Consider the following 22,030-nt stretch of genomic DNA (forward strand, 5'->3'; position numbering starts at 1 on the left):
CTTCCATAATGGGTATACCCAAAGCTACAAAATAGGCAATGCATGTCTCAATCCGTACCCAATTTTTTACTGATCATCGCCGATCAACTCCGCGCGGACCATTTGGCTTGTTATGGCAATAAAGAAATAAAAACACCCAATTTGGATGCATTGGCAGCCCGCGGCTGGCGTGCTGACCGATTTTACGTCGCCACCCCCATTTGCATGCCCAATCGTGCTTCGCTGATGACGGGCCGCATGCCTTCCTTGCATGGGGCCCGTCACAACGGCGTTCCCCTGCCGCTGGAATCCAATACCTTCGTCGATGTATTGCGCCAGGCCGGCTGGGGCACCGCGTTGGTGGGCAAGGCACATCTGCAAAATATAACGGATACTCCGCCCTTGTACCCACGCCCGGCAGATCCCCCTACCCGGGGCGAGGCACGCGCACCTTTAGCGACCAACGATTACGGACAGGAATGCGGGCAATGGTGGCGTGATCGCGCCGATCACGGTGTGCAACTGCCGTTTTACGGCTACGAGCACGTAGATCTGGCTATCGATCACGGCGATCAGGTCTGGGGCGACTATGGACGCTGGCTGCAAAACGAACACCCTGACATCGCCGCCCTATCTGGCCCTGAAAACGCCATCCCGACCCCGGACTATGCGTTAAGCCGCATTGGACAGGCCTGGCGCACCCGCGTGCCAGAAGAGTACAGCACCACGGCCTGGATTGGGGAGCGCACCCGCGCCATGCTGGATCACTATGCACAGGAACAGCAACCTTTCTTCATTCAGTGCTCCTTTCCCGACCCACATCATCCCTTCACCCCCCATGGCCAGTACTGGGATATGTACAAGCCGGAAGACGTCAGCCTGCCCGACTCCTTCCACCTGGGCTCGCACCCCTTGCCGGCCCACCTGCAACTGCTTCATCAATTGCGCGATGAAGGCAAGGCAGTCAAACATACCCCTACGCTGTTTGCCTGCACCGAGCGCGAGGCCCGGGAGGCCATCGCCCTGAATTATGGCTCCATCACTCATATTGATGCCGAGATCGGTCGCATTCTGGACCATCTGGAGCATACGGGACAGGCGGACAACACCATCGTCATGTTCATGAGCGATCATGGTGACTTCATGGGCGATCATCAGTTATTGCTCAAGGGCCCCTTGCACTACCAAAGCATTATTCGCAGTCCCTTTATCTGGTTTGATCCCCGAGCTGCGCAAACGCAAGGCACCAATGCAGCGGTCTGCTCTACCATTGATATCGCGCCTACCGTGCTGGAGCGTGCAAACCAGTTACCTTACAACGGCATTCAGGGCCGCTCCTTGCTGAAACTCATGCACAATGACGCCCAGACCTGGCGCAGCGGCGTGCTGATCGAAGAGGAAAACCAGCGCAAACTGTTTAATACCCCGATCCGCACCAAACTGCGTTCACTTGTGACGCCACAGCATCGCATCAGCTTGTATGAGGGTGGACAGATCGGCGAGCTGTATGACCTGCACGCCGATCCGCTGGAACAACATAATTTGTGGAATGAACCCGATGCGCAAGCCTTGAAAACCAGGCTTTTGTGTCAATTGATCGATACCATGATGGCTCACAGTGAAACCAGTCCCTTGCCTTTGGCGATAGCGTGAGCTGACTACTCTTAACCATCCTTATCTGGAGACATCTATGCCCACCCTTTCCTTGCTGCGCAACGTAAGCATTTGTGCGCTGATCCTACCTTTGGCTACACCCGTCCAAAGTGCCGAGGTGGCCACCATTGTGGTCAGCTCCGTAGCAGGCGGTCCGCTGGATGTCCTGGGTCGCATGTTGGCCCGCGAGGCCAGCGAAACGACGGGCCAGACAATTGTGGTGGAGAACCGTGCCGGTGCGGCCGGCACCATCGCGGCCGAAGCGGTAGGGCGAGCCAAACCGGATGGCAATACCTTGCTGTTGACGCTCGATACGGTGGCCACGGCCAACCCGCACATTTACGTCAACAGCAAGTTCAAGATTGACGAGTCTCTGGAACTGGTTTCCTTGCTGGGCACTTTTGACCAGGTTCTGGTGGTACCCAGCAAAACCGGCATCAAGTCTCCGGCAGAGTTCCTGGAGCGCGCCCGCGAGAAACCGATGAATTATGGCTCCGCAGGCATGGGGTCGCCCGGTCATTTGATGATGTCTGCCCTGACACAGGACAGCGGCATCAAGCTCGATCACATTCCCTATCGCAGCAATAGCGCGGTGGTCAACGATATGTATGGCGAGCGCCTGGACAGCGGTTTTCTGACGATTGCCGGTGTTTTAGGCCCCATCAAGGAAGGCCTGTTGACGCCCCTGGCAACCTCTGGCGGCAAGCGCAATCCTTTGCTGCCCGAGGTCCCGACCTTGGCCGAAGCCAAATTGCCAGGTTTGGAAAACTTTGACGAGAGCTTCTCGTACCTGGTTTTCACCACCAAGGGTTCGCCCCCAGAGAAGGTCAAGGCCTGGAACGCGCTGCTGAGCGATATCGTCAAGCGTCCTTCTACCGCAGAAACCTTGCGGATGCTGGATATTCAGGCGTACGACTCGTCCAAGGTGTCTGCGGCCCAGTGGGTGCAGCAACGCAGCGCTCGCTGGGAGCAGATCGTGCGCGACAACAATATTCGCTCTGATCAGTAATCATTGAGCTTAGGGCCCCTGATTTCAGGGGCCCTTTTTTATGGGCAGACTAGTGCAAAGACATGACTGAGGGCCTGCTTGCTTCGTTGCCTTGTCTTGAGGTGAAAACACAAGGGATGGTCACGATGCCGCTCATCATCGCTTCCGTCTACACAGCACCACACCACGTTTGAATGGCCTGGGCATGAGCCCTTGGAGGCCGGGTGCGACGTGGCGCCCGACCCAGCACGCTGACCAGGGCAACCATGCGCGGCGTGGGCAAGCGCCCTGCCAAGACACGCCAAGCCCCGGATCAAGCAGCACTCCATCAGTCCAAACTAATCCCAGCCTTAGTGACGATGTCATGCCAGTAATCCGCCTCCGCAGGCAATCCCTTGCGAAACTCCTCGGCAGAAACCTTGGACAGCAGATAGCCCTGATCCAATAGCTTTTGACGAATCTCGGGATTTGCCAGCACGTTCTCCAAGGCAGTTTCAATCTTGCCCACAATGTCCGTATCCGTCCCTGCCGGAACAGCCAGGGCCCACCAGTTGCTGATCACCACATCTTTGTAGCCCAGCTCGTCCAAAGTCGGCACATCGGGTAAGACCGGGAGACGCTCTGGCAAGGCCACCGCCAAGGCCTTCAGACGCCCTTCTGGCAAAAAGGCGGCGCCCAGTCCATAGCTGCTGACAAACATCTGCACCTCATTGCTCAGCAAAGCCTGAATACCCGGTGCCGAACCCCGGTAATGAATGCCCAGCATGTCGCCCTCCATCACCTCGGACAGCTTCCAGGCCGACAACTCGGGGGTGGTTCCCGCTCCTGGTGTTCCATAATTCACCTGGCCTTTGCGCTGCTGAACATACTCCCGGAACTCGGCCATGTTGTTGACCGGCAATTGCCCATTCACATAAACCAGCGCCGCCGCATCGGCCACCTTATTGATCACATACAGATCCTTGAAAGGGTCGTAACCCATGTTCTTGTACAAGAACTGATTGATCACAAAGTTATTGGTCGCCGAAAACAACAAGGTGTAGCCGTCCGGCTTGGAGCGGGCCACCATTTGCGTGCCGATATTACCGCCCGCCCCGGTTTTGTAATCCGTAATCACCGTCTGCCCCAACTCGCGGGAGAGTTCGGGCTGCAAAATACGAAAAATAATATCCCCCGCCGCGCCCGGAGGGTAAGGAATCACCACCCGCACAGGGTGATCGGGATAATCCGCCCAGGCCGGCGCCGCCGCCCCCATGCAAAGCGTGGCCATCAGGCCCAAAACTGTTTGTTTGATTACCTGCATTTTGTCTCCCCCGCGTGCCTTTTACAGGTCTATACGCATCAAGTCTGTTGCCAGTCGCAAATCGCCTTTATAGCTCTTGCGAATATCCCGAGCCACCTCGTCCAGACGCTCCGGGCCCATCAGATCAACCGGCAGGTGATTCGCGGCCGCACGTTTAATCACTGGACTGGTAGAGTCGTAATGCCCGAAATGCGTGGCCACTAAACTCTTCACATTGGCACGGCGTGCAATTTCCCCCAATTGCAACGGACTGGTATGGGCAAAGGTGCCCACCCCGGACTCGGCGCGATGTTTCAGGAAGGACTCGGGGAAGGTGCATTCGTGAATCAGCAAATCGGCATCCTGCGCCAAACGGATCATGGACTCGCACGGCGCGGTATCGCCACTGAATGCCACCACCTTGCCTTCGGCTTCCATACGAATGCCAAAACAGTCCGTAATTTCGCTGGGGATATGGTCAACCACGTCAATGTAGATCTTGACGTCCTCATCTTCATACATCAGACCTGGCTCCACCTCGAACACCTCGGGGCGCACAGCCTCGATGTTCTTCTGACGAGCCGGGTAAGCCGCACGGGCCTGGATATCCACGCGAAACGCGCCGTTCTCGAAAGAATGATCCACAAAATCCTGAGTGCCTTTCGGGCCGAAGACCTTGAGCTTGCCTTCGCGGTTAAAAACCCAGCTGGACAGCACAAAAAAGGGCAGTCCGCAAACATGGTCATAGTGCAAATGGCTTAAAAATACCCAAGGCACATCCGCCGGATTGATATTGGCCTTGACCATCTGGCGCGTGGAGCCTTCGCCGCAATCGAACAAATAGTTCTTGCCGTTTTCCAGGGTCACCAAAATGGACGACTGGGCACGGTCGGGATCTGGCAGCGCAGCGCCGGTGCCAAGCATGGTTATCTTCACGTCAAACTCCTTCAAACTGATAAAAATATCCGGCACCTGAACCGTGCCTCTTCCATAAAGTCATAAAGTCATAAAGTCATAAAGTCATAAAGTCATAAAGTCATAAAGTCATAAAGTCCTATTTTTAGGACTTTATAGGAAAAGTGTACACTCCGCGCTCACGACGAATAACTTGGTGTTTTTACCTAGAAGGCGGACAGACGCGCGCCACGCCTGGATTAAGGAGCGTAAAGTCCGGGGGTCAACTCAGTCTGAATGCTGAGATACTTGGCCGGATAAAAGACCTGCGCGGCATAGACCAGTTGATTGTCACGATTCACAATCAAACGAATGACCCGCACTACGGGCATGCCTATGTCCATATGCAAATGACGGGCCAGATCCGCATCGGCTACCCGGACCGTCAAGGTCTGACGAACCGTATGGATCTGCTCACGCGCCAGACGGTTGAGCACCAAAAGCACCGGCTCCTTGCTCAAATCAGGCTGCAAGGTCTGAGCCAAGGAATCGAGCACATAGACCGTATTGAGACTATAGGCCACCCCGTCGGTATAGTTAACGCGGCTGGTCCACCAATAATCATCAGGCAGGGACTGGCCAGTAATCTCGATAGGCAAGGGCCCCCGGCCCTGGCCCAGCTCCACCATCATCGAATCCAGACGCGTCAGATGCTCAATCAGGGCCTGCCAGTTGGTTGGCAACATCAGCCAATGATCCTGCGCAACGTCGCCAATCACAAAGGTGCCCTTGCCTCGGGTGCGTTCGATCAGGCCTTCTTGCTCCAGCTCGTCCAGCGCGGCACGGACCGTGGCACGAGAAACGCCATATTCCTCCATCAGCTCTTCCAGCGTGGGAATGCGGGTTCCCACAGGCCACTCCCCCCGTTCCAGGCGCGCCCGCAAGGTATATTTCACTTTCAGAGAAAGAGGCAATTTGGACTGCTTGCGCAGTGAAGAGCGTGTAGGGTCCACCATACAAATAGGCATGCCAGCCCAAGAAAATAATCAGCCCACATCATAGCCTGCGATGTGCGGGGTCGCCGATAGGGCAAAAAAGGTTTAATGCAGGACAGCCAAGGCGTTTATTTTTGCAAAATTTCGTAAACGAAAATTAAACGGATCGGATACATTATCCCAATCATTGCTTAACTCTTGATACGAGCCCGAGCCCATGGATGTTCTGCCCTCCTCTGCCTCGCACTTGGCCCAAATTTACCTACTCGGCACCTACCGATTACGGGTTCAAGGACAATGTCGCGCCAATATTATCAATTACGATAAAGCGCGGATTCTGCTGTCCATGCTCGCATTGGCGCAGGGCAAACCCATCAGCCGCAGCCGTCTTGCGGAAACAATCTGGCACGAAGACCCCATCAGCGTCGGGCGTGCCCGTTTGCGTCATGCACTGCATGCCTTGCGCCGGGCCTTTGAAGGGTGCGATCAGGTCTTGCACATTACCAATGACACCTTGGCACTGGACCCCTGTCACGCCCAGGTAGACGTACTGAGTCTGCTGCAACACCCCAGCCAGCCAGCCTTAAGCGATCTGGAACGCCTGAACCTGTATCAGGGTCCTTTGCTGGGACAGGTCAAACTGCATCATGGCGAGCAATTGCAAGACTGGCTGCAAGAGACGCAACAAACCATTCGCCAAACCCTGTCGCACTGCCGCGACCGGTATATCGAGTCCGGGCTGGACACGCTGCCCCCCGCGCAAGCGATCAGTTATCTCAAACGCTGGCTGCTGATCTGGCCCGAAGAAGAGAAACTGCATCAAGCGCTGATCCGCCTGCTCAAGCAAGAAGGCCAACACGAAGCCGCGTTGCAAGCGTATGAACAGTGCTCGGTCTTGCTGGCCGATCGTCTGGGGTGCGAACCCAGCGCCCAAACACGCAGTCTGGTCGATCTGCCCGTGCGCTCGGCTCCCCATGCCAAAGCCTTGTCCACCACCGTCCAATTGCGCCTGCGTCCCTTGGCCGCGGTCGGCTTTTGCCTGCGCTTTGAACCCGGCCATCGTCATGCCCGTGAAAAAGGCGGTCAACTGCTCGAGCAAAGCCGCCAGACCCTGCTCCAGTTGATCGAGGATCATGGCGGCTGGGCCAGTGAGGCGGGCCCCAGTCAAGTGCTGGCCTATTTTGGCTACCCGGACCTACTGGAGTCGCCCATCACCCAGGCGGCGACCTTGGCACGGGTTGCGGCCACCGTGCGCATGGATGAACATATCAAGCTGAGCATCGCCATTCATGCAGACCTTGTCATGGACGATCAAAGCCCCTGTCCAGACCCGTGGGGACAATTGGCCCAGGTGGTCTTGCCCTTGAGCTGGGAGGCGGCCCCCGGGGCGCCGCGCGTCACCTTTCAGGCCGCATTGCGCCTGGAGCCCAAAGATGTACAAGGCCCGGTGGGTCGCCACAATGAAGCGCTCTGGCTCAACCTGAGCCCCTCAGACATTGACGCTGTACGGCTGACCAGCCGTGTCTACGGCCGCTCTCAAGAGTTCGATCATCTGGTGCAGGCCTGGTCGTATATAGGCCCCAACCGGTCCCTGCATCACATTGCCATCCATGGCCGAGCCCATATTGGTAAAAGCCTGCTGGTCCAGTCTCTGGCAGATTATGTACAAAAAACCGCTCATCACTGCATCGTCCTCCATTGCCGCGAAGATAAGCGCCGTGTCGCCTGGCACCCCATCCGTCTTTGGCTGCACGAGCAAATTGCCAATTACATCACCGCACAAACCGGTAAACAGCGCGACCCCTTTTCCATTCAAACCCTGCAAGAAGCGCTTGAACTGAGTCCCAAGCAAGCGCAATCCCTGCATGAGTGGCTAAACAGCGGGCCAAACGAACAGGACTTGAACGAGCCCTCTACGGCGCATACCGACCTTCTTTTCAATCTGCTCAGCGGCCCAGGCAGCGCCCCGCGCCGTCGCCTGCTGATTATCGAAAACGTGCAATGGGCCGACCCGCCCACCCAGCGTCTGATCCGACTGCTCTCGCATACCACGCCCCGTCATCCAACCTTGCTGCTGACCACCAGCCGCAAACCGGGCCACGGCATGGAACGCGCCGAACACCTGAATCTACGGGCACTGGACCGCTCCAGCATCAACAGCCTTCTGAGCGGGCAGCGCGGGCAGCGTCTGGCACGCGACAAACGCAGCCGGCTGGTCAAGCTCAGTGCCGGCAACCCGGGCCATGCCAATGAACTGCTGCGCTGCCATGAGCTCAATTGCGAATGCAGCCACGCGCTGCGCCTGACTGACCTGATCTGCACGCAATACCACAGCCTGTTGCCCGCGACGCGACACATCCTGACCAGCATTGCCCTGCATGAGCAGGCTATTTGCATCAACGAGCTTGGCCTGATGCTGCGTCTGGACAATACGGCCCTGAGTAGCAGCCTGGATACACTGGCCACGCTGGACCTGATTGATTTAGACGGCAAACACGTATCCTGCCTGCCGCTGATCGCCCAGGCGCTGGAGCGTGTGGCCATGCAGGAGGAGTTGCGTCAGGCTCACTATGCCATTGCCCAACACGGCATACGCCGTCGCCAGGCGCCCGCCCATATTGCCCTGCACCTGTGCGAGGCGGAAAGCCCTGAAGCGGCCTTCTGGTGGCAGCGTGCGGCCCGCGAGGCCCTGGCACAAAGCGATCTGCGTCAGGCCAGTCAGTATTTGCAGCGTTCACTCAACCGCAGTGAGCTGATTGAAGACCTGCAGGTGCGTCAAACCCTGCAATTTGAATGTCGCATGTTGCAAGGCGCGATTGAATCGTCCCTGTACGGCCCGGCCTCGGCCTCGACCGCCATGGCCTATGAATTGGGTCATGAGCTTCAGGACGAGCAGGATTCCGACCAGGTCATGATCAGCCTGTGGACGGCCTGGTCGGCATTGCATGCACAAGGCAACTTTGAGCAGGCTTTGCACAAAGCACGCCAACTGCTGGCGCTGGCCAATGAAACCAACCATGACCAGAACCGCAGCTGGGCCTTGTACGCGATCGGTCAACACGAACTGTGGAAAGGAAACATCAACAATGCCATTCAGACGCTGAATCTGAGCCTGGCCGTCTTTGATGATTTGAAAGAGCAAAACAGCCGACGCGCGATTGCCGAGCATTTTCCCCAATCGATTACCTTCGGAACCTTGAGTGTGGCCCTGGCCCTGAAGGGCGATCAGGATGCCTCTCAACAGCACGCGCGCCTGGCCTTGCAAAGCCTGCGTTCGGACACCATTTTTTCGCTACGCGCCATCACCCATTTGTTCGTGATGCAGGCCTACTACCTGATGGAGCAACTGGAAGACTGCCTGCAAGTGGCCGAACTATCCTTGCACGAGCTTCAGAAGTCACACAATCCCGAGCCCTGGTCGGCGCTGAGCCGCTCGTTCCTGTACTACTGCCAGGTCATGTTGTACGGACGGGAAAGCAGCATGCAGTTCCTGCTCGATTGTGTGCAAATTGCCCAATACGGCCTGCCCATCAGCACTGATGGACTGATGAGCCGGATTGCCCGCGCCATGATTCGCCTGGGACGCAGCAATGAAGCCATGCCCTGGCTGGACAAGGCTGCCGCTCAGGGGCTGCGCTATGACACGGGCAGCATGGGGGCCGAGTTGCATTGTGTGCGTGGCGACGCCTGGATGGCGTTGGGGGAAAACGCACAGGCCTTGCAGGAATGGAATCTGGCTGAACAGCAGATGGAAAAACACGGCCTGTATCGCTACGCCGACTGGATTCGGGACCGTCGGCAAGCCGTTCAAAAGCTCAAGGTCTAGCCCCACCTTGCCGGTGCGCTTGCCAGCAGCAGCCTTGCGCCGTTTAAACAGGATAGCGGAGCTCGCACTGGCAGGAAAACGGCTTACAGCAGCCACTCAATCGGCAGGACGGACAACACACCCACGCCCGCGCGCCGCCAGATGCTGGCATCGGGTTCGGACGTGAACCGGCGCTGGGTGCCGTCTTCATTGAGCTGAATCCACACCAACTCATCCTTGTCGTCCAGTTCCACCCGATAACTGCGGTAAGGCAGCACTTGTTCAAAACTTCTGGACAGGGCCTGCGCCATTTCAGGGCTTTCAATGATGAAACCCAGCTCAGTATTCAAATTGACCGAGCGCGGGTCGAAATTAAAGGAGCCCACAAACAGACGTTTGCCATCAACGGCAAAGGTTTTGGCATGCAAGGCTGAGCCAGAGCTGCCAAAGGGGCCCGAGCCATGACGGGTCGGCTTGTCCATCGTGGGACGCAACTCGAACAACTGCACACCCGCTTCCAGCAAGGCTCTACGCCGCTTCGCGTAACCGGCGTGCACAGCCGTGACGTCCGTGGCGGCCAGCGAGTTGGTCAGAACACGAATCTGCATCCCTGGCCGCTGCATCAGCCCTTCAAACGCCCGCACCCCCGCAGCGGTAGGGACAAAATACGAGGACACCAGATCCACCTGATGAGCGGGTTTGCCCAACAGCTCATCCATTTGCCAAACCAGCAGTTTTTCCGGACTGACCGGCCCGAGGGCCTTGGCCGGATCATCGCTAATCATGGTGGTACGCGCCCACTGAAAATCCAGCTGGCCTTGCACCAAAGCGCTGACCAGATTCGATTCACGTAATATTTGCTGGTACTTTTTGGCGCGGGGCTGTACTTCGGCATCCTGCAACTGCTCCTGAAACGCCGCAAGGGTTTGAGAGCTTTCAGTCTTTACGAGCCGATCGATGGGATACGCAGACTGGCTGGCCCAATAAAGATCAAAGTCCTTGGAGACCTCCTGCACCACCGCCCCAATCGCCATCACATCCAAATCTGCAAACAGAATGTCCTGCGTGGCGCCAAAATACTCATCACCCACGTTGCGGCCGCCAATAATGGTGACCTGATTGTCCACGGTGAACGATTTGTTGTGCATGCGCCGGTTCAGACGCGAGAAGTCAGTCAGGAAGCCCAGGGGCTTGGGCCAGCGCAACACAAAGGGATTGAACAGGCGCACCTCGATATTGGGGTGGGCATTTATGGCCGCCAGCGTGTCGTCCAGGCCCGTGATGCCATTGTCATCAATCAACAGGCGCACCCGTACACCCCGCTCGGCCGCCTGCATCAACATGCCCAGCATCAAGGTGCCGGTCGTATCGCCGCGCCAGATGTAATACTGCACATCCAGCGTTTTTTGAGCCGCAAACGCCAGCAGGGCACGGGCGGCATACGCATCGTGCGGGTCGAACAACGGATAAATACCCGATAAACCGGGATGCTGCTGTGCCAGAGGGTCCACCGCCCGGCCGATCGCAGTGTCACGAGCCTGCTCCAGAGGCAGCGCTTCGCTGTGGCTGCGTCCTTCCAGAGAGGGCAAGGCACAGCCTGTCAAAGCGGCCAGCAAGGCTCCCCCCGCAATCAGGGTACGCCAGACGCTGGACGCAGCCTGCCCCCGCAAGCGGGGTAACGTTGGCTTTTTGACGGGGTCGATTTTCATGAAGGCATCTCTGTGAACATGGGCATCGTTCCACATAGTAGCACCGCCCTGGCGCCCCAACCGCCAGCCCGTGTCACAATCACCACTTGCAGCCCGTGACAGGGCGGACAACAATAAAGCATCCGCCTATTCTTTAAGCCTGAAACAAGTAGCATGCCCACCGCCCAATCTTCTGCCTTACTGCCCCGCCACCTTGCCATTATGTTGCTGTTAATGCTGGGCAGCTCCTTTGCCGCCAACCATATTGCGGCCAAAGTGGCACTGGACCATGGCACCGGACTGATCATTTCTGTTATTTTGCGCTCGGCTGCCGCCACCCTGGCGCTGAGCGTGCTGCTGATCTGGCGCAAGCAGGCCCTGTACGTGCCACGCCCCTACCTGGGCTGGCAACTGCTGCTGGGCGCACTGATCACTGTGCAATGCATGTTGATCTATTCCTCCATTGCCCGCATCCCCGTCGCCCTGGCATTGCTGGTGGCCAATATGTACCCGATATTGCTGGCTTTGCTTACCTGGGTACTGGGCGGACACCGTCCCACTCGCAAGACAGCCATCATCATGGTGGCCATTCTGGCAGGCCTGCTGCTGGCGCTGGACACGCCCAGTCTGATCAAAGGCGCCACCGTTGATGCCCAGTGGATTCTGGGCGTGGTGTGCAGTTTGCTAACCGCACTGGCCTTTGCCATTGGCCTGTGGATTACCGAGAACAAACTGGCACCGCTGCCCGGCCTGGTGCGCAGCTTTTGTACGATTAGCCAGACGCTGGTTTGCCTGATTGCACTCAGCCCCCTGGGCCTGCTGCCCGGCGGCTCTTCCCTGCCCCACGATGCGGTAGGCTGGATAGCCCTGTCGTTGGTCTGTGTCCTGTACACCACGGGTTTTGTAACGCTGTTTGTGCTGGCACCCCGCCTGGACATGACCCGCAATGCGCCCTTCATGAATATGGAGCCGGTCGCCTCCCTGATTCTCGGCTGGCTGATCCTTAAGCAGACCCTGAACTCCACCCAACTGCTGGGCGGAGCCATCGTGCTCAGCGGTATTGTCGCCCTGGCCTACCGGCGCACGCCCCGCACGTAAGAATCAGGCGCTGGACAAAAGTCGCTGCCAGACACGCGGCAACACCGCTAGCAGGTCCTCCGGAATCAGCCCAGGACCGAATTCCAGTGCCGCTTGTGAGTGCAGCCAGACTGCGGCCCCCGCCGCTTCAAAAGCTGGCATGCCTTGCGTCAGCAAACCACACACCAGCCCGGCCAGCACATCTCCGCTGCCGCCGGTAGCCAGCCAGGGCGGTGCGCAGGCATTGATCAAGGCCCGACCGTCGGGGGCGGCAATAATCGTATCCGCGCCTTTGAGCACCACCACGGCCCCGCATTGGGTGGCCGCCAGCCGCGCCGCTTCCAGACGATCAGGCGCCACGTCAAAGACACGGGCAAACTCGCCTGAATGGGGCGTGAGCACACATTGTTCGTGCAACGCCGCCCATAACGGCTGCGGCTGTTGGGCAAAGCTGCTGATGGCATCGGCATCCAGCACACAAGGACGCTGGGTTGCCAGCAGGGCCAGTGTCAGACGACGGGTTTGTTCTCCCAGGCCCGCTCCCGGCCCCACCAGCCAGGCTCGGATGCGTTGATCGGTGGTCAAGGCGTCATCCCAAGGCGCCACCATGATGCTGTCCATCGCACTGGCATACACCGGCCAGACTGAAGAGGGGACCGCCATGCTGACCAGCCCTGCTCCTGCCCGCTGCGCTGCGCGGGCCGCCAGTCGGCTGGCACCCGTCATGCGTTCGCCCCCCACCACCAGCGCGTGTCCGCGTGTGTACTTGTGACTTTGTGCATTGAGCTGGGGAAGATCGGCCTGCCACAGGGCTGGCTCATTCAACCAGGTATCGGGCTCGGGCAAGGACGGGCCCGGCATGCCAATATCGGCCAGTTCCAACTGACCACACAAAGCCCGGCCCGGATACAAAACGTGACCGGGCTTGTAACGCACAAAACTGACCGTCACCGTCGCGGGAGCGGCCACTCCCCTCACTTGTCCACTGGCACCATCCAGCCCGGAAGGGATATCGATGGCGCAGACGGGCACTTTGGAGTCGGCCAGAGACTGAATCAGCCCTGCCGTCTCACCTTGCACATCCCGATCCAGACCCGCACCCAGCAAGCCATCCACGACGACGGAAAAGCGCCGGAAATCCGGGCACTGACTCTCCCAACGGCCCTGCCATTGGGATTGCGCCCAGGCTGCCGTTCCTTGCCGTCGGGATGGGTCTACCAGGCTAAAGACTGAAACCTGTCTTCCCTGCTCACGCAAAATCTGCGCGGCCACCAAGGCATCTGCACCGTTATTCCCCGGCCCACATAGAAACAGCACCGCACCTTGCGGCCAATGGCGCTGCACGGTGCGCGCCACCGCGCCTGCGGCCGCCCGGATCAGTTGCTCGACCGACACTCCAAAACCCGGGGCCGCCCTATCCATGCGGGCGCACTGAGCAGGACTGTACAAGGCCTGTTTTCCTGGGGGCGCGCTCAGGGGCAAAAAACCATATTGGGACACAAAAGGCATAGCGGGCTCACAAAAACAGAAATCAAATCCATTCCTGAGGGCATAGGCGACTCTTGGTCAGCAAAGTTCCAGCACCATGATTCCCAGGTCCGGGGCGGGCCATCTAAAAAAAAAAGAACGGGTCACCGCCCGTTCTCTTATCTTAGTGCCAATTGTCCGAATACAACACGATGGCAGCGCCACCTTCTTAAGCGGAAGTCTGCTCCTGCCTGTCTTTGACAGAAGCTACCGACAGCTCCCGTGGCACCTGCACCCCGTTTTTAACAGCGATAATTTCCGCCATGATGCTGACCGCAATCTCTGCCGGCGTTTTGCTGCCTATATACAAACCAATCGGACCTTTGAGCTTATCGATTTCCTGAGGCATCAGGTCAAAGTGTTCGGCCAGACGTTCACGACGGCTCTGATTATTGCGCCGCGATCCAATGGCCCCCACGTAAAAAGCACTGCTCTTGAGGGCTTCCAGCAACGCCATATCGTCCAGCTTGGGATCATGCGTCAGGGCCACAATAGCGGTTCTTCGATCCGGCACGCAGGCAATCACTTCGTCGTCGGGCATGCCGCGCACTACCCGTGCTCCGGCCACACTCCATCCCTGAATATGTTCGCTACGCGGATCGCACACTGTCACGTCAAAACCATTGAACAAGGCAATGGTGGCCACGTACTCGGACAACTGTCCGCCGCCGATCAGCAAGAGCCGGTAAGACGGCCCGAACGTCACGGACAAGCAATCTTCGCTTACATGCAAGGCCGCCGGCACACGGGCAGCACTGCTCCAAGCGCGGCCCGTGTGCAAATCCACGTGCCGCTGCACCAAATGGCGCTGCTCCAGCAAGGTCAGCACCTGCGCCAATGCCTGCGGACAAGGGTTGAACTCGACCAGCAGACGGATTGTGCCGCCACACGGCAAGCCAAACCGGTGTGCTTCATCAGCACTGATGCCATAGGTCAGCAGTTGGGGACGATCCTCATCCTGCCAGCGCTTATCCGCCCCGGCAGTCTCGTGGTAAGCGCGGATCAGATCGTCCTCGATACAGCCACCCGAGACCGACCCGACCACCGCCCCTCCTTTTTCCAGAGCCATGATGGAGCCCTCCGGACGGGGGGACGAGCCCCAGGTCTGCACGACGGTGACCAATATCGCGTCCCGTCCCTGTGCGCGCCATTGCTGTAACTGGCGCAAAACCCTGACATCCAGGCTCTCCATACGTGTCTCCTGTCTTTCCCGTGTTTACTTGAATACCGGCATGCCGCCACCCGAATCATCAAAGGGATTCAGGTCGGAACCGTATTCATCCTGCATTTCAATCGTGACCGTACTCGGATCAACTTTGGCGCCGGTTCCCTTGTAGTGCGTGACCATGCCCGGAAACAGAAGCACCACGGCAATCATCACAATCTGGATACCAATAAAGGGTACGGAGCCCCAGTAAATGTCGCCTGTGGCCACACCCGGGATCTTCTTTTTCGTCACTTTGTCGATGTAATCATCCTTAGGGGCCACCGAGCGCAAATAAAATAGTGAGAAGCCAAATGGTGGATGCATAAAGGATGTTTGCATATTAACGGCTAAGAGCACGCCAAACCAGATCAGATCAATACCCATCTTGTCGGCAACCGGCCCCAGCAAAGGCACGATAATGAACGCCAGCTCGAAAAAGTCCAGGAAAAAGGCCAGCACAAACACCAGTACGCTAACCAGTACCAGAAAGCCGTACTCACCGCCGGGCAGATCAATCAGCAGATGCTCCACCCACAGGTCGCCGTCCACACCCCGGAAGGTCAACGAGAAGATCGTGGAGCCGATCAGAATGAACATGACAAAGCAGGACAGCTTGGCCGTGGTATCCATGGCTTGCTTGAGCAGATCAACACTCAGACGCCGACGACTGACAGCCATCAGAATCGCACCGACCGCTCCCATGGCCCCACCTTCCGTAGGGGTGGCAATGCCCAGAAAAATCGTGCCCAGAACCAGGAAAATCAGTCCCAGGGGAGGAATCATGACAAAGACCACCCGTTCGGCCAGGGTCGACAACAAGCCCAGCTTGAGCCACTTGTTGATCAGGGCCAGCACAAAGGCCACGCCGCCCACCAACAGGATGCAGATAATGACTTTTTCGTCGACTGGCCCGTTCGGGTCTACCCAGTACTCGTCCAGCAGATAGCCGGCCACCAGCGCGATCAACAGCAGCACACACAAAGAGCGTGCGCCGGAACGACCATTGGCCTGGGAGTAAGTGCGGTGCTCTGCCGGAATCGGGGGCACGTCTTTGGGACGCAACACGGCCAGAATCAGAATGTAGAGCAGGTACGAGCCGGTCAACACCAGGCCGGGTACCATTGCGCCACGGTACATATCGCCTACCGAACGTCCCAACTGGTCAGCCAGCACGATCAGCACCAACGAGGGGGGAATGATCTGCGACAAGGTGCCCGAAGCCGCGATCACTCCCGTTGCCAACCTGCGGCTATAACCGTAGCGCAGCATGATAGGCAAGGAGATCAGGCCCATGGAAATCACCGAGGCCGACACCACCCCCGTGGTTGCCGCCAGCATGGCGCCCACAAACACCACCGCAATAGCCAGGCCACCGGGCATGGAACCAAACAGCTGGCCAATCGTATCGAGCAGGTCTTCAGCCATGCCCGAACGCTCCAGAATCAACCCCATGAAGGTGAAAAAGGGAATGGCCAGCAACGTGTCGTTGGCCATGATGCCGAATACGCGCAGCGGCAGTGCCTGAAACAAGGACCAGTTAAACAGGCCCAACTCCACACCAATCAGGCCAAATACCATGCCGTTGGCGGCCAGCGCGAAGGCAACTGGAAAGCCCAGCAGCAGAAAAATAATCAGTGACACGAACATCACTGGCGCCATATTGGCGACAAATAAATCCATCATGATCGGTTTCAGCCTTTGTGTTGTTGCGCTAACTTGGCCTGGGCTTGCCGTGCAATGTCTTCAGCGAGCAATTCCTCAGGCGTTTTTTCCAGCAACTTCTTGTTGGGATTGGGGCAGGCCCCGCGCAAGAAGCCGATGCACTTGATCAGGTGCGAGATTCCCTGCAAGGAAATCAGGGCAAAACCGATGGGAATGATGAGTTTGGCAGGCCAACGGATCAGCCCTCCCGAGTTGGAGGAGACTTCCTGGCTCAGGTAAGAGTCCATGAACACCGGCCAGGACAAGGCCATAATGGCAAGGCAGGCGGGCAGCATGAACAACACCACGCACACGGCCTCAATCACAATTTGCGTGCGCTCGGACAGGCGCGAAGCCAGCACGTCCACCCGCACATGCTCATTGCGCAAGAAGGTATAACCGCCAGTCAGCAGAAAAAGGGCACCAAACAGATACCACTGCACCTCCAGCCAGGCATTGGAGCTGGTATCGAAGAATTTACGTGCGAAAGCGTTATAGGAGCTGATCACGACAACCAGCAGAACCACCCACATGACCACCCGGCCACAGAGCTGATTCAGGCTGTCAATCGCCCTTGATAGTTTGAGTAGAAATTGCATCAATCCCCCAGATTTTCTGCGTTGACGTTAGTTGGAATCTCATTGGACAGGAAACGGGCTGCAGGCTTGTGCGGGGCGCGATCCGCCATCCCTCTGGCGCCGCCTGCTGGCGGCCCCGGTCAGGGGGCGCACGCGCCCCCCGAAGCGATGCGCTCTGTCATCTCCTCAGTCCCGTTTTATTAATCGTTTTGCCTTGTCCAGCGCCTAGGCGCGTCGGAAAAGCCCCTTGAAGCGGTCCCACAAAATGCTGAAAAACATTTTGACCGGATTGAACTCGGCCACCACTGGCTCCTGCCCTTCAGCCAAGGGGTTTTCCAGACGCAGGTTCACGTTTTTGCCGAACTCCGCAATCATGCGACGCACGAAATCCCGTACCAGCCCGGAACGCGAGAACTGCGCCAGCGGCCCTTGCAACGAATACACCAGCTCCACGTGCACGCGGCTGCGCTCTTGACCGTCTGGCTGAACCTGATAGCTGACGTCACCGCGCGCGCGCGATTGACTCAAGGAGTCCACCCCTTCGCCCCGCAACACGGCGGCACGACGCTCGTTGTCTTCTTCCAGCGTGGCATTGCCCTTGAACGCAGCCGACATGGGGCCAAACTTGATCGCGATTTTTCCTTGTACCGTGGCCCCTTCCTGAGACTCGATGATCGCCCCCGGCAGACAAGCCGCCACTTTGGGCAGATCCTTCATGAAAGCCCAAACCTGATCGGCCGGGAAACGGGCATCAAAACCACCTTGAATGGCTTGCCCCTTGCCCTTGTCGGCATTACCGGGCGCAGCCGCAGCCACCGGAGCGGGCATCTGCGCTTCTTCCTGGACAGCGTCAAACGTCGTAAAGCTGTTCTGGTCCCAGTCTTGCGGCACGTTCTGCACGACAGCCGCGCGCAAGGCTTCCACCTGGGCATCGGGCTGATCGCGCAAGGCCTGCAGCACGGACAAAATGGCGGCCGTAATGCCTTGATAGCCAGTGCAGCGGCAAATATTGCCGGACAGCTCAATACGCACACGGGCTTCGTCCGCGTCGGGCAAACGCAGCACAATGTCGCGGCTGGTGGCCAGCATGCCAGGCGTACAGAAGCCGCATTGCAAGGCGTGTTTTTCCGAAAAAGCCGTACGCAGACGGCTCATGATCGGATCGTCGTCGTAGCCTTCTACGGTGGTGACTTCGTGTCCATCACAAGCACCGGCAAACGTAATGCAGGAGCGCACCGGACGGCCATCCACCAGCACCGTACATGCGCCGCACACACCGTGTTCACAGCTCAGATTGGTGCCGGTCAAACGACTTTTTTCACGTATGAAATCACCCAGATGGGTGCGTGGCTCGGCCTCGTGCTTTTGCTGGCGACCGTTAACTTGAATCGAAATTTCTGCCATGTCTTAACCTTTCACGCCCAGCGCCTGCTTCAGGCTGCGCTCTACGACCGTACGGAACAGCACCTGATGGGCCTCATCCCGTTGTGCCAGATACGGCTGCAAGGCCGCTGCAATCGTGTCCCCGTCCAGAACGGCCGCTCCTTGTGCCGCCACCTTGACAGCCAGTTCGGGCACGGAGCGCGGCGCGCCTTCCATTGCCCCCATCACCACTTTGGCGATGCGCGTGGCCGGATCGAAGTAACAGGCACAACTGGCATCGGCAAACTCGCCCACTTTACGGGTGAACTTGTAATAGCCCCAGCGAGCCGAACCTGATACCTCGGGCACATCCACGGACTCGATGAACTCACCGGCCTCCAGCACCGTGGTATAGGCGGCCAGCATGAATTCACTCATGGGCACGCTGCGGCTACCGTGGGGACCACGCACATTAATGCGTGCGCCCAAGGCGGTACAGGTCAGCACCCAATCGGCAGCTGGGTCTGCATGCGCGAGACTGCCGCCCAGGGTGCCACGATTGCGCACGCCCCGGTACGCGATACGACCGGCCACTTTCTGCATCATGTGACCGCGCAGCAGCTCGTGGACCCCGTCCTCAATCTCGGCATGCGTGACGGCGGCACCAATACGCACCCATCCCTGTGCAGCCTGTACCTGACGCAGCTCCGGCACAGCCGACACATCCAGAACACGGCCGGGACGCACCAAACGCAGATTCAACATAGGGCCCAGAGACTGGCTGCCCCCCATCAGGCGCAGCGCCGACGGGTCGCTGCCATAGGCTTGCTGGATCTGTTTCAGGCTGCGGGCCTGTTCGTATTCAAACTTGGCGGCCTTCATGCCTGCACCTCCGACACGGGCTGTTTGTATTGCTGAGTGGCGCACGGGGCGGCGGCGCGAATGGCGCTCAGCAGCCGATGCGGTGTCACAGGCGTATGCGAGACCTGTGCCCCCGTCGAGCGCAATGCATTATTGATGGCGGACATGATGGCGGCCGGCGGCGCAATCGCCCCACCCTCTCCCATGCCCTTGGCACCGAACTCGGTATTGGGCGAGGGGCTTTCCATGTGTTCGATATGGATATTGGGCACTTCGCAGGCACCTGGCATGACATAGTCGGCCAAGGTCGATGCCAATGGCTGCCCGAACTCGTCGTAAGGCATCTCTTCATACAAAGCGGTGCCGATCCCCTGGGCAATCCCGCCAATCGTTTGCCCTTCCACAATCATGGGGTTGATCATCACGCCACAGTCTTCGACCACCACATACTTGAGCACCTCCACCCCGCCCGTGCGCGGATCAACCGCCACCACCACGGCATTGCTGGCATAGGTAAAACTGCCGGTATCGACCTTGGGCTTGTAACCCACGGACAGTTCCAGACCCTGCGGGTCCACATCCTCTGGCAAATACTGCGGGTTGATGTACCAAGCATCAGCCACTTGAGCGATGCTGACCTGACGACCCTGGGCGCTGAACGTGTCGCCCTGATGCTGCAGACTGTCCTCATCGGCATTGAGCATATGGGCGGCAATCTTGCGCACACGCGGCAGCAATGCCTTACAGGCTTTCGAGACTGCGCCGCCCGACATCACCAGCGAGCGCGAGGCGTAAGTGCCGGTGGAAAACGGCGTGCGGCCGGTATCCCCATGCACCACTTTGATGCGTTCTACGGCAATGCCCAGGATTTCGCTGGCGATTTGAGCAAAAGAGGTTTCCATACCCTGGCCATGCGAATGCACTCCCACGCGCACCTCCAAACCACCATCCGGCGTCATGCGGACAAAGGCCTGGTCGAAACCGGGAATGACTGCTGTCCCCCAGCTGGCAAACACAGAGGTGCCGTGCGCGGACTGTTCGGTGTAGGACGCCACCCCCAGACCAATAAGGCGGCCATCCGGTTCGCCCTGGGCCTGACGCGCCAGTACCCCATCCACATCGACGGCCGCCAAGGCGCGGCGCAGGCTTTCCGGGTAATTGCCCGAGTCGTAGTGCTTATTGGCCACGTTGACATAAGGCATTTGTTCGCCTTGCACCAGATTCATCAGGCGGATTTCCCACGGGGTCTTGCCTACCGCCAGCGCGATCTGATCCATCATCTGTTCAATGGCCAGGCAAACACCCGTGCGGGCAACGCCGCGATACGGCATAAAGCCCGGCTTGTTGGTTCCCACGCCGCGCGTGCGGCAGCGGTACCCCCGAAAATCGTAAGGGCCGGGCAGATTGCCCAAGGCTTGACCAACCTCCAGACCCACCGTAAAGGGCCAGACGGAATACGCTCCGCCATCAATATCAATTTCGGCATCCAGAGCCAGCAAACGGCCTTCATCGCTGATGTGTGCTTTGAGCCGGTACTGGTGCTCCCGGGTATTGGCCCCCGCAATCAAATGCTCGCGGCGGTCTTCCATGAAACGGAACGGCTTGCGAAAGGTCTTGGCCAGCCAGGCCACACACAGCTCTTCCTGATGCAGCACGCACTTATAACCAAAGGCACCGCCCACATCAGGAGAAATCACACGCACCTGCGCCTGATCCATCCCCAGGAACTGGGCAATACCGGTGCGGTGCATGTGAGGGATCTGACTGCCGCAATACACCACCAGTTGATCGGCCTGGAAGTCCCAGTACGCCAGTACCGCTTTGCCTTCCATCGGCAACATGCACTGTCGCGACAGACTGACCGAATGCTCGATCACGCGGTCGGCACGGGCGGCATGCTCTTCAAAAGCAATGTCTGAGCGCAAGGTCACAAATACATTGTCCTGCCAGCCTTCATGCAACAGCTCACCTTGCGCGGCCAAGGACGCCTGAACGCTGCCATAGACCGGCAACTCATCGTACAGAGCCTCTATCTGCTCCAGAATGTCCTCAGCCACGGCCCGGCTTTCACCAAAGGCCAGGGCAACGGGTTCGCCAACATAGCGCACGCTGCCCAAGGCCAGCGGCGGCATGCGGGAGGACTGATAACTGGGCAGGGTGGAAGCGGCGTAAATATCCTGACAATCGGGCATATCGGCGCGGGTAATCACCTGCGCACGTGCCCTGTCTTCAATATTGATCTGACGAATTCGGGCATGGGCCATGGGACTGCGCAAGAAGGCGACTTCCTGCAGCCCCGGCATGGTCATGTTGCCGATGAAGTTGCCCCGGCCATTGAGATGGCGCGCATCCTCCTTGCGAAGAACGCGCGCGCCCACTCCTTGGCCACCCAGGCTTGACGGGTGACTGTGCTGACTCATTTCACTACCTTAA

Annotated in this window: 15 protein-coding genes; 4 read left to right on the top strand and 11 right to left on the bottom strand. The window is 58.4% G+C overall.

The features are described 5' to 3' along the window. Positions 1-42: 42 nt before the first annotated feature. Together VF694_RS15990 and VF694_RS15995 are read left to right on the top strand one after the other, a co-directional pair. On the top strand, positions 43-1,632 hold the full coding sequence (locus VF694_RS15990; RefSeq protein ID WP_440164898.1) for a sulfatase family protein: 1,590 nt from the start codon (positions 43-45) through the stop codon (positions 1,630-1,632). A gap of 37 nt (positions 1,633-1,669) precedes the next feature. Next, positions 1,670-2,641 carry a Bug family tripartite tricarboxylate transporter substrate binding protein gene (locus tag VF694_RS15995; RefSeq protein ID WP_003802244.1) on the top strand — a complete coding sequence of 324 codons (972 nt, stop codon included), beginning with the start codon at positions 1,670-1,672 and terminating at the stop codon, positions 2,639-2,641. A gap of 307 nt (positions 2,642-2,948) precedes the next feature. Here VF694_RS15995 and VF694_RS16000 read toward each other — a convergent pair whose 3' ends face one another. The 3 genes from VF694_RS16000 to VF694_RS16010 form a co-directional block, all read right to left on the bottom strand. After that, entirely contained in the window at positions 2,949-3,923 is a 975-nt protein-coding gene (locus tag VF694_RS16000) for a Bug family tripartite tricarboxylate transporter substrate binding protein (protein ID WP_003802242.1), read from the bottom strand. A gap of 21 nt (positions 3,924-3,944) precedes the next feature. Continuing rightward, positions 3,945-4,838: an MBL fold metallo-hydrolase gene (locus VF694_RS16005; protein WP_039943477.1), complete on the bottom strand. Its 894-nt coding sequence runs from the start codon at positions 4,836-4,838 to the stop codon at positions 3,945-3,947. A 218-nt stretch (positions 4,839-5,056) separates the two neighbouring features. Beyond that, positions 5,057-5,812: a GntR family transcriptional regulator gene (locus tag VF694_RS16010; protein WP_003802239.1), complete on the bottom strand. Its 756-nt coding sequence runs from the start codon at positions 5,810-5,812 to the stop codon at positions 5,057-5,059. A 196-nt stretch (positions 5,813-6,008) separates the two neighbouring features. On the opposite strand from VF694_RS16010, the gene VF694_RS16015 reads away from it, so the two are divergent. After that, positions 6,009-9,617: a BTAD domain-containing putative transcriptional regulator gene (locus VF694_RS16015; protein ID WP_440164899.1), complete on the top strand. Its 3,609-nt coding sequence runs from the start codon at positions 6,009-6,011 to the stop codon at positions 9,615-9,617. Between the two features lie 83 nt (positions 9,618-9,700). Here the strand turns inward: VF694_RS16015 and VF694_RS16020 are convergent, their stop codons facing one another. Then, a complete protein-coding gene (locus tag VF694_RS16020) occupies positions 9,701-11,305 on the bottom strand; it encodes a phospholipase D family protein (protein WP_440164900.1) in 1,605 nt (534 codons plus the stop codon). Between the two features lie 153 nt (positions 11,306-11,458). Here VF694_RS16020 and VF694_RS16025 point away from each other — a divergent pair, with 153 nt between their 5' ends. After that, positions 11,459-12,382: an EamA family transporter gene (locus VF694_RS16025; protein WP_059318868.1), complete on the top strand. Its 924-nt coding sequence runs from the start codon at positions 11,459-11,461 to the stop codon at positions 12,380-12,382. A 3-nt stretch (positions 12,383-12,385) separates the two neighbouring features. On the opposite strand, the gene VF694_RS16030 is transcribed toward VF694_RS16025, so the two are convergent. The 7 genes from VF694_RS16030 to VF694_RS16060 form a co-directional block, all read right to left on the bottom strand. Next, a complete protein-coding gene (locus tag VF694_RS16030) occupies positions 12,386-13,810 on the bottom strand; it encodes an NAD(P)H-hydrate dehydratase (protein WP_440164901.1) in 1,425 nt (474 codons plus the stop codon). 247 nt (positions 13,811-14,057) lie between these two features. After that, positions 14,058-15,080 carry an XdhC family protein gene (locus VF694_RS16035; RefSeq protein WP_440164902.1) on the bottom strand — a complete coding sequence of 341 codons (1,023 nt, stop codon included), beginning with the start codon at positions 15,078-15,080 and terminating at the stop codon, positions 14,058-14,060. A 24-nt stretch (positions 15,081-15,104) separates the two neighbouring features. Further along, on the bottom strand, positions 15,105-16,775 hold the full coding sequence (locus VF694_RS16040) for a TRAP transporter large permease (RefSeq protein WP_039943474.1): 1,671 nt from the start codon (positions 16,773-16,775) through the stop codon (positions 15,105-15,107). An 11-nt stretch (positions 16,776-16,786) separates the two neighbouring features. After that, entirely contained in the window at positions 16,787-17,395 is a 609-nt protein-coding gene (locus tag VF694_RS16045; protein ID WP_039943468.1) for a TRAP transporter small permease subunit, read from the bottom strand. 204 nt (positions 17,396-17,599) lie between these two features. After that, complete coding sequence (locus tag VF694_RS16050) at positions 17,600-18,778, bottom strand: xanthine dehydrogenase family Fe-S subunit (RefSeq protein ID WP_440164903.1); 1,179 nt, start codon at positions 18,776-18,778, stop codon at positions 17,600-17,602. A gap of 3 nt (positions 18,779-18,781) precedes the next feature. Beyond that, complete coding sequence (locus VF694_RS16055) at positions 18,782-19,618, bottom strand: FAD binding domain-containing protein (RefSeq protein ID WP_059318866.1); 837 nt, start codon at positions 19,616-19,618, stop codon at positions 18,782-18,784. Beyond that, positions 19,615-22,017: a xanthine dehydrogenase family protein molybdopterin-binding subunit gene (locus VF694_RS16060; RefSeq protein ID WP_059318865.1), complete on the bottom strand. Its 2,403-nt coding sequence runs from the start codon at positions 22,015-22,017 to the stop codon at positions 19,615-19,617. The genes VF694_RS16055 and VF694_RS16060 overlap by 4 nt, the downstream gene beginning before the upstream one ends. Positions 22,018-22,030: the final 13 nt, after the last annotated feature.

The sequence above is a fragment of the Alcaligenes sp. Lyrl_28 genome, from assembly GCF_051948705.1.
Taxonomy (GTDB): domain Bacteria; phylum Pseudomonadota; class Gammaproteobacteria; order Burkholderiales; family Burkholderiaceae_B; genus Alcaligenes; species Alcaligenes ammonioxydans.

What these genes read in the sequence shown, in the direction of transcription:
- VF694_RS15990 (WP_440164898.1), top strand. Translation starts at nt 43, where the DNA reads ATGTCTCAATCCGTACCCAATTTTTTACTGATCATCGCCGATCAACTC.
- VF694_RS15995 (WP_003802244.1), top strand. Translation starts at nt 1,670, where the DNA reads ATGCCCACCCTTTCCTTGCTGCGCAACGTAAGCATTTGTGCGCTGATC.
- VF694_RS16000 (WP_003802242.1), bottom strand. Translation starts at nt 3,923, where the DNA reads ATGCAGGTAATCAAACAAACAGTTTTGGGCCTGATGGCCACGCTTTGC.
- VF694_RS16010 (WP_003802239.1), bottom strand. Translation starts at nt 5,812, where the DNA reads ATGGTGGACCCTACACGCTCTTCACTGCGCAAGCAGTCCAAATTGCCT.
- VF694_RS16015 (WP_440164899.1), top strand. Translation starts at nt 6,009, where the DNA reads ATGGATGTTCTGCCCTCCTCTGCCTCGCACTTGGCCCAAATTTACCTA.
- VF694_RS16020 (WP_440164900.1), bottom strand. Translation starts at nt 11,305, where the DNA reads ATGAAAATCGACCCCGTCAAAAAGCCAACGTTACCCCGCTTGCGGGGG.
- VF694_RS16025 (WP_059318868.1), top strand. Translation starts at nt 11,459, where the DNA reads ATGCCCACCGCCCAATCTTCTGCCTTACTGCCCCGCCACCTTGCCATT.
- VF694_RS16035 (WP_440164902.1), bottom strand. Translation starts at nt 15,080, where the DNA reads ATGGAGAGCCTGGATGTCAGGGTTTTGCGCCAGTTACAGCAATGGCGC.
- VF694_RS16040 (WP_039943474.1), bottom strand. Translation starts at nt 16,775, where the DNA reads ATGGATTTATTTGTCGCCAATATGGCGCCAGTGATGTTCGTGTCACTG.
- VF694_RS16045 (WP_039943468.1), bottom strand. Translation starts at nt 17,395, where the DNA reads ATGCAATTTCTACTCAAACTATCAAGGGCGATTGACAGCCTGAATCAG.
- VF694_RS16050 (WP_440164903.1), bottom strand. Translation starts at nt 18,778, where the DNA reads ATGGCAGAAATTTCGATTCAAGTTAACGGTCGCCAGCAAAAGCACGAG.
- VF694_RS16055 (WP_059318866.1), bottom strand. Translation starts at nt 19,618, where the DNA reads ATGAAGGCCGCCAAGTTTGAATACGAACAGGCCCGCAGCCTGAAACAG.
- VF694_RS16060 (WP_059318865.1), bottom strand. Translation starts at nt 22,017, where the DNA reads ATGAGTCAGCACAGTCACCCGTCAAGCCTGGGTGGCCAAGGAGTGGGC.